Below are 14,106 nucleotides of genomic sequence, written 5' to 3'. Positions count from 1 at the left end.
TCCGGCGACGCCGGTGCATCGTGAGACTGAAGAAGTCTGACGAGATCGGTGGGGAGCAAGAGGGTGAAAAGACGTTCGCTGCCCTTCGCCGCCGTCCTCGCATCGGTCCTGCTCGTGGCCGGGCAGGCACCGGCGAAGGCCGTCGATCGCTACGCCGGTGCCGAGGACCACTACGCGGGTTCGCAGATCGCCGAGGTCGAAGGCGTCGGCGAGGGCCCCGACGTGCTGTACGGGGGTGACGACCAGCAGCTCGGGCACGACGTCAGCGGGCACCAGGGGCCGGTCGACTGGCCCGGGGCGGCGGGGTCGGGCGCCAAGTTCGCCTACGTCAAGGCGACCGAGGGCACCGGGTTCGTGAACCCGCAGTTCGCGCAGCAGTACAACGGCTCCTACCAGGCCGGCCTGATCCGCGGCGCCTACCACTTCGCGCGGCCGGACATCTCCGACGGCGCGGCCCAGGCGCGGTACTTCCTCGCCCACGGCGGCGGCTGGTCGGCCGACGGCAAGACCCTCCCCGGCGCGCTCGACGCGGAGTACAACCCGTACGGCGAAACGTGTTACGGCAAGGACGCGGCGGGCATGACCGGCTGGATCCGCGCCTTCTCCGACACCTACCGCGCGGCGACCGGCCGGTACCCGACGATCTACACGTCGACGAGCTGGTGGAAGCGGTGCACCGCGAACAACGGCGGCTTCGGCGCCAACCCGCTCTGGATCGCGCGCTACAACACCTTCATCGGCGAACTGCCGTCCGGCTGGAGCATCCACGCGATCTGGCAGTTCGCCGACCGCGGCACGCTGCCCGGCGACCAGGACTGGTTCAACGGCTCAGCGGACCGGCTGCTGGCCCTGGCACTGGGCTGAGCGGTCCAACCGTCCAATAATAGGTGTTAACTCGTCACCAATTAACGATCTTCTTCCCGAGAAAATCACCCACACGTATACCCAATTTCACGGAACTGAGTGACAAACGCCACTTCGTCCCTAACAATCGTGCTCGAGCGGCTACCTGCAGTAAGCCGCTCATCGCGAGGGTATCCGTGAAGGGATTCAACGATGTCCACATCCCGAAGAGGGCGGCTGTTCGCTGCCCTGGTCGTCCCGGCCACGCTGCTCCTGCTCGGCAGCACGGCGCAGGCGACGACCTTCTCCCCTGAAATCGACCCCGTGGCCGCGATCAACGCGGACATCGCGCAGCACGACCACGAGCTGGGGTCGCAGATCCGGCGCGTCGAAGGTGACCAGTCGACTCCGGACACCCAGAAGTCGGCGCAGCAGCCGCAGCCCGGCCAGGCCATCCCCGGCCAGGTGCTGGCGACGGTGGCCGGCATGGACGTCGCCGGCTACCAGGGCAACGTCGACTGGGCGAACTGGTGGAACCAAGGCAAGCGGTTCGTCTGGACCAAGGCCACGGAGAGCACCAACTACACCAACCCGTACTTCACCCAGCAGTACAACGGCTCCTACAACCAGGGCTTCATCCGCGGCGCCTACCACTTCGCCACGCCGAACACCTCGAGCGGCGCGGCGCAGGCCCGCTACTTCGTCGCCCACGGCGGCGGCTGGTCCAAGGACGGCCGGACGCTGCCAGGGGCGCTGGACATGGAGTACAACCCGTACGGCGCGACCTGCTACGGGCTGAGCAAGGCCGGGATGACGTCGTGGATCCTCGACTTCCACGACACCTACCACTCCCTGACCGGCCGCTACCCGGTGATCTACACGTCGGCGAGCTGGTGGGGCAGCTGCGTGAGCGGCGACTTCTCCAGCACCGCCCCGCTGTGGGTCGCGCGGTACGCGTCGTCGGTCGGCGCCCTGCCCTACAACTGGGGCTACTACACCGTTTGGCAGTACACCTCGAGCCCGCTCGACCAGGACACCTTCAACGGTGCCTACGACCGGCTCCAGGCACTCGCCAACGGCTGACCCACCCCCGCCCGGCTCCCGGATCGTGACGTGTTCGCGTCGCCACGACCGGGAGCCGGTTTCATGCCGTACCGTCCGAGCTTGCAGAATGCTGCAGCCACGCCCTGGGGGAACCGCACGTGCCCGCCGGACGTCGGAAGCGCACGAACACCCAGCGCCCGGAAGGCATGAAAGATGACCTACCCGCCTCAGCCGGGCCAGCCCGGCCAGCCCGACCCGTACGGCCAGCCACAGTCCGGTGGCTTCCAGCAGCAGGGCGGGTGGGACCCCAACCAGCAGCAACAGCCGTACCCGACGCAGCAGTACCCGCAGGGCTGGGATCCGAACCAGCAGGGCTACCCGCCTGCCTCGGGCGGTTTCCCGGCCAACCCGCAGCCGGCGTGGGGCGACCCGTACGCGCAGCAGGCCTGGGCGGACCCCAACGCGCAGCAGCAGTCGGCGTGGGCCGACCCGAACGCGCAGCAGTACGGCCAGCAGGCCTGGGACCCGAACGCGGGCGGCCAGGTGTCCGGCTGGGACCCGGCGACCGGCGGCTACACGCAGGGCTTCGGCGGGCCGCCCGCGCCGCCGAAGAAGAGCAAGACCGGGATGTGGATCGCCATCGGCGCCGCCGTGGTCGTCGTGCTCGCCCTGGTCGGCATCACGGGCTTCGTCGCACCCGGGTTCTTCCTTTCGAAGGACGACACCAACACGGCCGCGGCCCCGTCGTCGAGCACGTCGGCCAAGCCGTCCACGTCGAAGCCGACGACCAAGAAGCCGACGGCCTCCGCCACGAAGCCGACGACGCCCGACGGCGGCGGCGGGAGCAACGCGGACGCCAAGGCCGTGCTGCAGGGCTTCATCGACAAGCTGAACGCGGGCGACAACGCCGGCGCGGTCGCCATGGGCTGCGCCGACTCGAAGGAGCTGCTCAGCTCGTGGCTCGACACGTTCCTCAAGCCGCCGCTGCAGCTGCAGCTCGGCAGCGTGCCCACCGACAAGTACCTGGTCGAGGGCGAGGTGACCGGGACGTCCGCCGGCAAGCCGGTCAAGGGCACGCTGAGCGCGACGAACTTCGACAAAAAGGGCTTCTGCGTCAGCACGATGCTGGTGTCCTGATCCGGTGAAGCTGTGGCGATCGCCGCTGGCGTGGACGTTCCTCGCGTCGGTGCTGCTGCTGGTCGGGGTCGGCGGGTGGCTGCTGACCGACCCCGCCACCAGCCGCAGTGACGCGCTGAAGACGGGCGGCCTGGCCGGCGGCGCGATCGTGGCGCTGTACGCGCTGTGGCTCAACGACCGGCGGCGCCGGGTCGAGGAGCGCCGCCAGGAAATCGAGCGGCGGCGCCACGAACTCGAGGCGCAGCGCGCGGAACAGGACCGCGAGCGGGTCGCCGACGAGCGGTTCGCGAAGGCGGTCGAGCTGCTCGGGCACGCGGCCGACCAGGTGCGCGTGGGGGCGTTGCACGCGCTGGCCGGGTTGGCGCGGAGCCGGCCGGAGTACACGCAGACGGTGCTGGACGTGCTGTGCTCGTACCTGCGGCGGCCGTTTTCGTACACCCGCCCCACAAAAGGCGCCCTGGATGCGGAACAGGAGCCCGAGCTCTCGGTCCGGCTCACGGCCCAACGGCTGGTCACCGATCTGCTCCCCGGGCGAGACGACGAAGGCCCGGCGTACGACCTGGACCTGACCGGCGCCCGGCTGGAGTACTTCGACCTCTCGGGCAAGCTGGTCGGTGGCCTGCTGCTTCGGTACGCGTCGCTGAACAGCAGTACGAACATCAGCGGCTGCCGCTTCAAGGACCGGGTCTACTTCACCGCCACGGGCACCGAGTCCGGGCGCCTGTTGGGCTATTTCCGTTGCCGCGGCACGGTTTTCGAGAGCCACGCATGGTTCAGCGGCACAGCTTTCGCCGAGGATGCGGACTTCACCGACACGACATTCGCCGGGCCGACGGCGTTCAAGGACGCGACGTTCGCGAAGGACGCGGTGTTCGCCGGGGTGGTCGCCACGGATTCGCTGGACCTTCACCGGACTTCGTTCGCGGGGCAAACCGACCTGCGGTTCGCTGCGCTGCCGGACTCGGTTTCGCTGTACAACACGCGAGTTCGGACGGAGAAGGAAGTCCGGCTGCCCGCCGCGTGGAAGCTGGAGGAACTGGGCGACGGGGACGCCCGGATCGTGGCCAAGCTGGGCTGAGCAGCCCCCGTTTTTCACGCTAGCGGAGGGCACCGACAGTTTGCGGTGCCCTCCGCTCACGTGTCCACAGGTCAGTCGAACAGGGCCGGGAGCGTGCGCTCCCACGTCTCGCGCAGCTCGTCGAGCGTGAACTCCGTGATGCCCTGCAGCTCCAGCTTGCCCGACTCCGGGTCGACCACGCCGGTCTTGCGCCACGGGAGGCCGCGGGCGGTGCACATCTCCGTGAAGCGGAGTTCTTCCGTGCGCGGGACCGCCACCAGCACGCGGCCCGCCGACTCCGAGAACAGCTGCACGAACGGGTCCTGGTCCGCGTCGAGGAACACGCGGGCGCCGCACTGTCCGATGAGGACGGTCTCGACCAGGGTCTGGATCAGGCCGCCGTCCGACAGGTCGTGGGCCGCCGAAATCATGCCGTCGCGGGAACCCGCCACCAGGATCTCGCCCAGCAGCTTCTCGCGGGCCAAATCGACCTTTGGCGGAACGCCGCCGAGGTGGCCGTGCAGCTCGCGGGCCCACGCCGAGCCGTCCAGCTCGTCGTGCGTTTCGCCCAGCAGCAGGAGCGTTTCGCCCGCCTCCGCGCCGATGCCCGTCGGGATGCGGCGCGTCACGTCGTCGATCACGCCGAGGACGCCGATCACCGGCGTCGGGAGGATCGCCGTCGAGCCCGTCTGGTTGAAGAAGCTCACGTTGCCGCCCGTCACCGGGATGCCCAGCTCGACGCAGCCGTCCGCGAGGCCGTGCACCGCCTGCTCGAACTGCCACATCACGCCCGGGTCGGTCGGGGCGCCGAAGTTCAGGCAGTCCGACACCGCGACCGGCGTCGCGCCGCCCGTGGCCACGTTGCGGTACGCCTCCGCCAGCGCCAGCTGCGCGCCGCGGTACGGGTCCAGGTAGACGAACTTGCTGTTGCAGTCCGTCGCCACCGAGACGCCGCGGCCGGTCGACTCGTCGATCCGGATCATGCCCGAGTCCGACGGCTGCGCGAGCACGGAATTCCCGCGTACGTACCGGTCGTACTGCGACGTCACCCATTCCTTCGACGCCTGGTTGGGCGAGGAAATGAGGCGCAGCACGTCCGCACGCAGTTCGTCCGGAGTGGACGGACGCGGCAGCTTCGCCGACGTGTCCGCGATCAAGGCGTCCTGAGTGGACGGACGTTCGATCGGCCGATCGTACACCGGGCCCTGGTGGGCGACCGTGTGCGCCGGGACGTCGACGACGACCTCGTCGTGCCAGGTGATGACCAGGTGTTCGCCGTCGGTGACCTCGCCGATGTCGGTGGCGATGACGTCCCACTTGCGGCAGACGGCCATGAACGCCTCGACGTTCTCCGGCGAGACGACCGCGCACATGCGCTCCTGCGACTCGCTGGAGAGCACCTCGGCGGGGGTCATCCCGGTGGCGCGCAACGGAACGCGGTCGAGGTAGATGTGCATGCCGCCGTCGCCGGCCGCGGCCAGTTCCGACGTCGCGCAGGACAGGCCGGCGCCGCCGAGGTCCTGGATGCCGACGACGAGCTTCTGCGCGAACAGCTCGAGGCAGCACTCGATGAGCACCTTCTCGGTGAACGGGTCGCCGACCTGGACGCTCGGCAGCTTCTTGCGGCCGCCCGACGACTCGTCACCCGAAAAGGTGTCACTCGCCAGGACGGAAACGCCGCCGATGCCGTCGAGGCCGGTGCGCGCGCCGAACAGGATGATCTTGTTGCCGGTGCCGGACGCGAACGCCAGGTGCAGGTCTTCGACGCGCATCGCGCCGACGCACAGCGCGTTCACCAGCGGGTTGCCCGAATAGGACGGGTCGAACACGAGCTCGCCGCCGATGTTCGGCAGGCCGAGGCAGTTGCCGTAGCCGCCGACGCCGGCGACCACGCCGGGCAGCACGCGCTTGGTGTCGGGGGCGTCGGCCGGGCCGAAACGCAGCGCGTCGGCGACCGCCAGCGGCCGCGCGCCCATCGCCATGATGTCGCGGACGATGCCGCCGACGCCGGTCGCCGCGCCCTGGTACGGCTCCACATAGGACGGGTGGTTGTGGCTCTCCACCTTGAAGGTGACCGCCCAGCCCTCGCCGATGTCGACGACGCCCGCGTTCTCACCGATGCCGGCCAGCATCTTGGCCTTCATCTCGTCGGTGGCGGTCTCCCCGAAGTAGCGCAGGTGCTTCTTCGACGACTTGTACGAGCAGTGCTCGCTCCACATCACCGAGTACATCGCCAGCTCGGCGTCGGTGGGCCGGCGGCCGAGGATCTCCCGGATGCGGGCGTACTCGTCGTCGGCGAGCCCGAGCTCGCGATACGGCTGGGTGTGGTCCGGGGTCGCCCCGGCGCGCTCGGTGGTGTCAACGGTGCTGGTCACGGTGTCCGTGTCAGGGTTCGCCACGGCCGCCAGGATACGGGGCGCTCCTGCTCGCCCCGGACGGTGGGCCGCGGAAATCGGGCGACCCGGCGCCGGTGTGAGCGAGCCGACACCACGAGGCCCGAATGCCCCTGTGGACAACTCGGGTGCGCGGGCCCGGAACTGTCGGTCCCCGCGAGTAACGTTGAAACCGGGGGTCCCCCGAGCGGCCGAGTGCCGGAAAATCGGTCGCCTTCCCCGGGGCGTCGGCTTACCGTCGGAAATCGTGCTTTCCGCCACGTACCCCTTTCCGCCGCTGCGGCTGCCCGTGCGGCCGACCGCGAGCCGCTTCCTGCTCGCCGTGTTCCGGGCCCGGCTCGGCACGGTGCTGGGCGCGGCCGCGATCGGTGTCGTCTGGGCGCTGCCCGGCGCGCTCATGCCGCTGGTGATCGGCCAGGGCATCAGCGCCGTCGGCGCGCACGACGGTGCCGCCGTGGGGCGCTGGGCGCTGGTCGCGGCGGCGCTCGGTGTCGCGCAGACGCTGTCCGGGACCTGGATGCACTTCCTCAACTACGGCCTGTGGCTGCACGGCGCGGGCTCCACGCAGCGCGCCGTGTCGGCGCACACCACCCGCGTCGGCGCCGCCCTGCGGGAGCAGACGACCACCGGGAACCTCGTCGCGATCAGCACGACGGACGTCAACCACATCGGCAACACCGTCGAGATGACCGGGCGGACGTTCGGTTCCCTGCTGGCCTTCGTCGTGGTCGCGGTGTGGCTGATCTCGACGTCGCCGCTGCTCGGCGTGGTCGCGCTGGTCGGCGTGCCGCTCGCGGTGCTGGGCATCGGGCCGCTGCTCGCGCCGCTGCAGAAGCGCAAGTCCGCGCAGCGCGAGAAGCGCGGAGACGTCAACGCGCTCGGCGCGGACATCGTGTCGGGCCTGCGGATCCTGCGCGGCATCGGCGGCGAGCGGCGGTTCTTCGCCCGCTTCCGGGAGACGAGCCAGCGGGTGCGGCGGGCCGGCATCGAGGTCGGCCAGGCCGAGGCCTGGCTGGCCGCCGCGGAGATCGCGCTGCCCGGCCTGGTCACCGTGGTGATCACCTGGCTGGGTGCGCGGCTGGCCGTGGCCGGGGAGATCGGCGTCGGGCAGCTGGTGGCGTTCTACGGCGTTTCGGCGTTCCTCATCTGGCCGGTCAACGCCGCGACGGAGGCGGTCGGTTCGATCACGTCCGGCCTGGTCGCCGCGCGGAAGGTGGTGACGCTGCTGGCGATCCGCCCGAAGCTGGCGGACCCGGAGACGCCGGTGCCGCTGCCCGAGGGGCCGCTGGAGCTGGTGGACACCGAGTCCGGGATCCGGGTCGCCGCCGGGCAGCTGACGGTCGTCGACCTCGGCGCCGGCGGCGAAGCGGTGGCCGACCGGCTGGCCCGGTTCGCCGATCCGGCCGAGGGCGAAGAGGTGCTGGTCGGCGGGGTCCGGGCGGACCACGTCGCGCTCGCGGAGCTGCGGCGGCGGATCGTCTACGCGCACAACCAGGACATCTGGTTCTCCGGCGTGCTGCGCGAGCAGCTGGCGCCGGCGCGGCCGGGCGGCGTCAGCATCACCGAAGCGCTGTACGCGGCCGATGCCGACGACATCGTCGAGGCGCTGCCCGACGGCGTCGACGAGGTGATCGGCGAGCGCGGCCGCGAGGTCTCCGGCGGCCAGCGGCAACGGCTGAACCTGGCCCGCGCGCTGGCGACCGACGCCGACGTCCTGGTGCTCGACGAGCCGACGTCGGCGGTCGACGCGCACACGGAGGCACGCATCACCGAACGCATCGCCGCGCTGCGGCACGGCAAGACGACGGTGGTGTTCAGCCAGAGTCCCTTGTGGACACACGTGGCCGACGAGGTTTTCACGGCGAAGGGGGTGACAGTGTGAAACGGCTTCCCACGGCGTCCCGGAAGGACGTCCGGCGCTGGGCGCTGAAGACGGCGGCGAGCCACAACCGCGAGTTCGGCCTGCTGCTGGGCTCGCTGGCCGTGGCCACGCTGATCGGGCTCGCCGGGCCGCAGCTGCTCGGCGCGCTCGTCGACGACGTCGCGGCCGGCACCACGACCGGGCACGTCGACGTGCTGGCGGCGGTGTTCGTCGGCATCCTCGTGCTGCAGGCGCTGGCGCGGAAGGTCGCGCGGATGCGCGGCGCGGTGTTCGGCGAGCTGGTGCTGGCCGAGACGCGCGAGGAGTTCGTCGGGACGGCGCTGCAGCTGCCGCTGGGCACGGTCGAGGCGGCCGGGACGGGCGATCTGCTCAGCCGGGCCACCACCGACCTCGGCCGGATCGACCACGCGGCGCGGTTCGCGGCGCCGGAGATCCTGGTCGCGGCGGTGACCGTGGCGTTCACGGTCGTCGCGATGGTGCTGACGTCGCCGCTGCTGTCGCTGGGCCTGCTGGTCGCGCTGCCGCTGCTGGTCCCCGTGAACGTCTGGTACCAGCGGCGGATCCCGGCGCTCATGCAGTGGATGCTCGACCGCTGGGCGGACCTGACCACCAGCGTCCACGAGACGGCGGAGGGCGCGCGCACGGTCGAGGCGCTCGGGCTGACCGAGCGGCGGGTCGACGCCGCCCACCACGCGCTGGACCAGAGCATCCTCGGCGAGCGCCGGATGCGGGCGCTGCAGCTGCGGTGGCTGCCGTCGCTGGAGATCAGCTACGTGCTGCCGCTGGCGGTGATGCTGCCGCTCGGGCTGCTCGCGTACACGCGCGGCTGGGCCGGGCTCGGCGAGATCACCACGATGCTGCTGTACATGCAGGCGATGGCGGCGCCGCTCAACGAGGCGCTGTTCTGGCTGGAGGACCTGCAGGTCGCGGCGGCCGCTGCGCGGCGGATCCTCGGCGTCCGCACGGTCGCCGACGATTCGGCGCGCGTGGACGACGTGCCGCGCGGGCGTGACATCGACGTCCACGGCGTCCGGTTCAGCTACACCGCCGACCGCGAGGTGCTGCACGGAATCGACCTGCGGGTCCCGCGCGGCGAGCGGCTGGCGATCGTCGGGCCGTCGGGCGCGGGCAAGTCGACGCTCGGCCGGCTGCTGGCCGGCATCGCGGCGCCGTCGTCGGGTTCGGTGCGGATCGGCGGCCAGGACGTCTCGGCGCTGGCCGACGACGTGCTGCGCGGCGAGGTGCTGCTGCTGACCCAGGAGCACCACGTGTTCTCCGGGACGCTGCGGCAGAACCTGGCCCTGCCGGCCCGCCGCGCGGGCGGCGACTGGACGGACGAGGAGCTGACGGCGGCCCTGGTCTCGGCGGGGGCGTCGGGCTGGGTCTCGACGCTGCCGTCCGGGCTGGACACGAAGCTGGGGCCGGGCGAGCACCCGGTGCCGGCGGCGATCGCGCAGCAGCTGGCGCTCGCCCGGGTGGTGCTGGCGAACCCGCACACGCTGGTGCTCGACGAAGCGACGTCGCTGCTGGACACGGGCTCGGCCCGCGACCTGGAGCGGTCGCTGAACAGCGTGCTGGCCGGCCGGACGGTGATCGCGATCGCCCACCGCCTGCACACGGCGGCCGCGGCCGACCGGGTGGCGGTGGTCGAGGGCGGCCGGATCACCGAGCTGGGCCCGCACGACCAGCTGCTTTCCGCGGGCGGCTCGTACGCCCGGCTGGTCGCGGCGGCCAGTTAGTCCGGAATGTCCGGAGCCGTCGACGTGTTGCTCCCCGGTGGATGACCCATCGACCTGGGGAGTGACATGTCGTCGTTCGTGATGACCGCCGCGGAACGCGAAGAGTTCCTGAGCGGGGTGCACGTCGGGGTGCTCGCGGTGGAGCGCGCCGGCCGGGCGCCGCTGGCGGTACCGGTCTGGTACGACTACTCGCCCGGCGGCGAGCTGCTGATCTGGATGGAACGCGACACGGTCAAGGACCGCTCGATCCGCGCCGCCGGAAGGCTGAGCCTGGTGGCGCAGGACGAGAACCCGCCGTACAAGTACGTGACGGTCGAGGGCCCGGTGGTGGCGAACGACGAACCGCCGACGCGCGAGCAGGCGTTGCGGATCGCGAAGCGGTACTGGCCGGAGGACCAGGCGACGGCCTACGTCGACTCGGCTCTCGGAGAGCGATCGGTGCTGGTCCGGGTCCGGCCCGAGAAGTGGCTGTCGAACGACCAGAGCAAGAGCTGACCTGGTCCGGGGCTGTGGACAACTCGCGTCCGCAGCCCCGGAACTGTCGGCGACCCCCGGTAGAATGGTTACCGGGGGGCGCGGCCCGCCCTCACGCCTTCACGAGCGCGTCCACCGCGCTGAAGAACATGCCGAGCCCGTCGTCCGACGGCCCCGTCAGCGCGTCGATCGCGTGCTCCGGGTGCGGCATCAGCCCGACGACCCGGCCGTTCTCGCTGCGGATCCCGGCGATGTCGTTGCGCGAGCCGTTCGGGTTCCCGCCGACGTACCGGAACACCACGCGGCCCTCGCCCTCCAGCTCGTCCAAAGTGGACTGCTCGGCCACGTAGCAGCCGTCGATGTTCTTCATCGGGATGAGGATCTCGGCACCGGTCTCGTACCGGGTGGTCCACGCCGTGTCCGTGTTCTCCACCCGCAGCCACTGGTCGCGGCAGATGAAGTGCAGGCCCTGGTTGCGGATCATCGCGCCCGGCAGCAGACCGGCCTCGCACAGGATCTGGAACCCGTTGCAGATGCCGAGCACCGGCATGCCCGCGCGAGCCGCCTCGATCACCGGCGTCATGACCGGCGCGAACCGGGCGATCACGCCCGCGCGCAGGTAGTCGCCGTAGGAGAAACCGCCCGGGACGACCACGGCGTCGACCTCGCGCAGGTCTTCGTCGGCGTGCCACAGCGGCACGGCCTCGCCACCGGCGTAGCGGACCGCGCGCGCCGCGTCACCGTCGTCCAGGGTGCCCGGGAAGGTGATGACGCCGATGCGCGCGCTCACGCGTCCACCCGCTTGATGGTCCACTGCTCGATGACCGGGTTCGCGAGGAAGCCTTCGGCGATCTTCTCCAGCGTCGCGTCGTCGACCGTGTCGTCGACCTCGATCTCGAAGTGCTTGCCCTGGCGGATCTCGGTGATCCCGGTGAACCCCAGGCGGCCGGCGGCGCCGAGCGCGGCCTGTCCCTGCGGGTCGAGGATTTCGGGCTTCGGCATGACGTCGACGACGACTCGGGCCACGGCAGGCTGCTCCTTATTCACGCAGGTCGTGGGTACCCCGCGAGCATAGTTCACCCGCTCGCCCCCCTGGCGGGGCCCACCGGGAAACCTAGACTGGCTCCAGGCGCGGCGCTGCGCCATGATGAGTCGTTGACATCTCGCCAACAGGAGGCATCGTGGCCGTCCAGGAGTCCTACGACTACGTCATCGTCGGCGCCGGGAGCGCGGGCTGCGTGCTGGCGAACCGGCTGACCGAGGACCCGGCGGCGCAGGTCCTGCTGCTCGAAGCGGGCGCGGAGGACACCGCCGACGAGATCCACATCCCGGCCGCGTTCCCCTCGCTGTTCAAGACCAGGTGGGACTGGAACTACGAGACCGTCGAGCAGAAGCACACCGGCAAGACGTCGTACTGGCCGCGCGGGAAGATGCTCGGCGGCTGCTCGTCGATCAACGCGATGATCTACATCCGTGGCAACCGCGCCGACTACGACGGCTGGCGCGATTCCCACGGCGCCGAGGGCTGGGGCTGGGACGACGTCCTGCCGTACTTCAAGCGCGCCGAGGGCAACCAGCGGCTCGGCGGGCCGCTGCACGGAACGGACGGCCCACTGCACGTCGAGGACCGCCGGTTCACCCACGAGCTGTCGCACGCCTGGGTCGACTCGGCCGTCGCGTGGGGGCTCAAGCGCACCGACGACTTCAACGGCGAGAGCCAGGAAGGCGCCGGCGTCTACCAGGTGACGTGCAAGAAGGGGCGGCGGTGGTCCACGGCGGACGCCTACCTGCGCCCGGCGCTCGACCGGCCGAACCTGACGGTGAAGACCCTCGCGCCCGCCACCCGCGTCGTCTTCGAAGGGACCCGCGCGGTTGGCGTGTCCTATTTGGACAACGGCGTGGAGCGCACCGCGCACGCTTCGGCCGAGGTCATTCTCGCGGGTGGCGCCGTCAACTCACCGCAGCTGCTGATGGTTTCGGGGGTCGGGCCGGCCGAGCACCTGCGCGAGCACGGCATCGACGTCGTCGCCGCGCTGCCCGGCGTCGGCGAGAACCTGCACGACCACCCGGCGTGCGGGATCATCTGGTCCACTCGCGACACCACCGACCTGGTCGACGCGGCCACGGTTTTCGGTTTGGCGCGGTACCAGCTGACGAAGCGCGGGCCACTGACGTCGAACATCGGCGAGGCGGGCGCGTTCTACCCGACCACGGACGGCTTGCCGGCACCGGACATGCAGATCCACGTCGCGCCGACGTTGTTCTACGACAACGGGTTGCGCGAACCGACGGTTCCCGGCTTCACGTCGGCGGCGACGCTGGTGGACGTCGCGAGCCGCGGACGGCTGCGGCTGAAGTCGGCGAATCCGTTGTGGAAGCCGGAAATCGATCCGGCTTACTACGCGGAGCCGCGGGACATGGAGACGATGATCGCGGGCTTGCGGGCGTTGATCGAGATCGGGCAGGTGGGGCCGTTGCGGCGGTTCTTGGACAAGCCGTTCCTGCCGTCGCGGCACGACTTGAGTGATTCCGAGCTGGCCGAGCACATCCGGGAGAACACGCAGACGCTGTATCACCCGGTGGGGACGTGCGCGATCGGGTCGGTGGTGGATCCGCAGCTGCGGGTGCAGGGGGTGGAGGGGTTGCGGGTGGTCGATGCTTCCGTGATGCCGGTGGTGCCGCGGGGGAACACGAACGCGCCGACGATCATGGTGGCGGAGAAGGCGGCGGACCTGATCCGGGGGCGGTCGGTTTAAGCGGTGTCACCGCCTGGCAAGGCGTGTGGCCAGGCCGTCCAGCATGCGGTCCAGTCCGTAGTGGAAGCCGTCGCCACGGGCCTTTTCGGCGCCGTCGTTCTCACTGGTGGCGAGCGTGTGCAGCCGGGGGTACGGCTTCGTCGCCTCGGTCAGTGCCGACCGTAGCTGGTCGATGCATTCCTGTTCCGAGCGGCCGCTGCGGTCGACTGTGGTCAGCCACGCGGCTTCGGTCGTGGCCGTGCCGATCACGTAGGCCATCACCGCGCTCAAGGCAGGGTCGGCCTCGGCCAGGGAGAACCCGGCGGTTTCGAACAAGGCCAGCATCTGCTCGTTCAGGCGCATCACGTTGGGCCCGAGGTAGGACAGGCCGGTCTGGCCGAGCACGGACGCGATCCACGCGTGCCGCAGCAAGACCGCTCGTGCACTCTCGGCGCAGGTTGTCACCGCGCGCCGCCAATCCCCGTGCTGGACGGCCGGGACCTCGATCTCGCCGTAGACCTCGTCGACGACGAGTTCCAGCAGTTCGTCCTTGTTGGCCACGTGGCGGTACAGCGACGTGGCGCCGGCGCCCAGCCGCGCGCCCAGCGTTCGCATGCTGAGCGCGTCGAGACCGGCGGAGTCCAGGAGTTCGAGTGCCGCCGTCACGATCTGCGCGCGGCTCAGGGCGGGCTGGTCCCGGCGCCGCTGCGGGCGCGTCCACACCGACACCGCGGGTTTTTCGGTCGCCATCGGACCTCCTTTCGGCTCGCCACTGTAGCGCACGTCGTGCGCTCCTTGCGCA

Annotated in this window: 12 protein-coding genes; 8 read left to right on the top strand and 4 right to left on the bottom strand. The window is 70.8% G+C overall.

Going from position 1 to position 14,106, the window contains the following annotated elements:
• Nucleotides 1-63 precede the first annotated feature (63 nt).
• From ACFVYA_RS00960 to ACFVYA_RS00945, 4 genes are all read left to right on the top strand, one after another.
• Nucleotides 64-864: a lysozyme gene (locus ACFVYA_RS00960; RefSeq protein ID WP_387040874.1), complete on the top strand. Its 801-nt coding sequence runs from the start codon at nt 64-66 to the stop codon at nt 862-864.
• A gap of 192 nt (nt 865-1,056) precedes the next feature.
• Complete coding sequence (locus ACFVYA_RS00955; RefSeq protein WP_285987220.1) at nt 1,057-1,926, top strand: lysozyme; 870 nt, start codon at nt 1,057-1,059, stop codon at nt 1,924-1,926.
• Between the two features lie 174 nt (nt 1,927-2,100).
• Entirely contained in the window at nt 2,101-3,024 is a 924-nt protein-coding gene (locus tag ACFVYA_RS00950) for a hypothetical protein (RefSeq protein WP_387040872.1), read from the top strand.
• A gap of 4 nt (nt 3,025-3,028) precedes the next feature.
• Complete coding sequence (locus ACFVYA_RS00945) at nt 3,029-4,102, top strand: pentapeptide repeat-containing protein (protein ID WP_387040869.1); 1,074 nt, start codon at nt 3,029-3,031, stop codon at nt 4,100-4,102.
• Between the two features lie 71 nt (nt 4,103-4,173).
• Here the strand turns inward: ACFVYA_RS00945 and purL are convergent, their stop codons facing one another.
• Entirely contained in the window at nt 4,174-6,480 is a 2,307-nt protein-coding gene (gene purL / locus ACFVYA_RS00940) for a phosphoribosylformylglycinamidine synthase subunit PurL (protein ID WP_387040866.1), read from the bottom strand.
• 241 nt (nt 6,481-6,721) lie between these two features.
• Here purL and ACFVYA_RS00935 point away from each other — a divergent pair, with 241 nt between their 5' ends.
• From ACFVYA_RS00935 to ACFVYA_RS00925, 3 genes are all read left to right on the top strand, one after another.
• Complete coding sequence (locus ACFVYA_RS00935) at nt 6,722-8,356, top strand: ABC transporter ATP-binding protein (protein ID WP_387040863.1); 1,635 nt, start codon at nt 6,722-6,724, stop codon at nt 8,354-8,356.
• Nucleotides 8,353-10,095, top strand: coding sequence for an ABC transporter ATP-binding protein (locus ACFVYA_RS00930; protein ID WP_387040861.1), 1,743 nt, complete (start codon nt 8,353-8,355; stop codon nt 10,093-10,095). The genes ACFVYA_RS00935 and ACFVYA_RS00930 overlap by 4 nt, the downstream gene beginning before the upstream one ends.
• Before the next feature lie 66 nt (nt 10,096-10,161).
• Nucleotides 10,162-10,590 carry a pyridoxamine 5'-phosphate oxidase family protein gene (locus ACFVYA_RS00925; RefSeq protein ID WP_387040858.1) on the top strand — a complete coding sequence of 143 codons (429 nt, stop codon included), beginning with the start codon at nt 10,162-10,164 and terminating at the stop codon, nt 10,588-10,590.
• 91 nt (nt 10,591-10,681) lie between these two features.
• On the opposite strand, the gene purQ is transcribed toward ACFVYA_RS00925, so the two are convergent.
• Nucleotides 10,682-11,359, bottom strand: a complete 678-nt coding sequence (purQ, locus tag ACFVYA_RS00920; protein WP_285987226.1) for a phosphoribosylformylglycinamidine synthase subunit PurQ — start codon at nt 11,357-11,359, stop codon at nt 10,682-10,684.
• Nucleotides 11,356-11,595, bottom strand: a complete 240-nt coding sequence (purS, locus tag ACFVYA_RS00915) for a phosphoribosylformylglycinamidine synthase subunit PurS (RefSeq protein ID WP_003056885.1) — start codon at nt 11,593-11,595, stop codon at nt 11,356-11,358. The genes purQ and purS overlap by 4 nt, the downstream gene beginning before the upstream one ends.
• A 155-nt stretch (nt 11,596-11,750) precedes the next feature.
• On the opposite strand from purS, the gene ACFVYA_RS00910 reads away from it, so the two are divergent.
• Complete coding sequence (locus ACFVYA_RS00910; protein WP_387040854.1) at nt 11,751-13,325, top strand: GMC family oxidoreductase; 1,575 nt, start codon at nt 11,751-11,753, stop codon at nt 13,323-13,325.
• 6 nt (nt 13,326-13,331) lie between these two features.
• Here the strand turns inward: ACFVYA_RS00910 and ACFVYA_RS00905 are convergent, their stop codons facing one another.
• Nucleotides 13,332-14,054, bottom strand: coding sequence for a TetR/AcrR family transcriptional regulator C-terminal domain-containing protein (locus ACFVYA_RS00905; protein WP_387040851.1), 723 nt, complete (start codon nt 14,052-14,054; stop codon nt 13,332-13,334).
• Nucleotides 14,055-14,106: the final 52 nt, after the last annotated feature.

It is taken from the genome of Amycolatopsis sp. NPDC058278 (assembly GCF_042881395.1).
GTDB lineage: Bacteria > Actinomycetota > Actinomycetes > Mycobacteriales > Pseudonocardiaceae > Amycolatopsis.
The sequence above is the reverse complement of the archived record's forward strand: the minus strand, read 5'-3'. Positions and strand labels throughout refer to the sequence as shown.

Excerpts from the sequence above, each read along its gene's own strand:
- ACFVYA_RS00955 (WP_285987220.1), top strand. The coding sequence starts at position 1,057 with ATGTCCACATCCCGAAGAGGGCGGCTGTTCGCTGCCCTGGTCGTCCCG.
- ACFVYA_RS00950 (WP_387040872.1), top strand. The coding sequence starts at position 2,101 with ATGACCTACCCGCCTCAGCCGGGCCAGCCCGGCCAGCCCGACCCGTAC.
- ACFVYA_RS00925 (WP_387040858.1), top strand. The coding sequence starts at position 10,162 with ATGTCGTCGTTCGTGATGACCGCCGCGGAACGCGAAGAGTTCCTGAGC.
- ACFVYA_RS00905 (WP_387040851.1), bottom strand. The coding sequence starts at position 14,054 with ATGGCGACCGAAAAACCCGCGGTGTCGGTGTGGACGCGCCCGCAGCGG.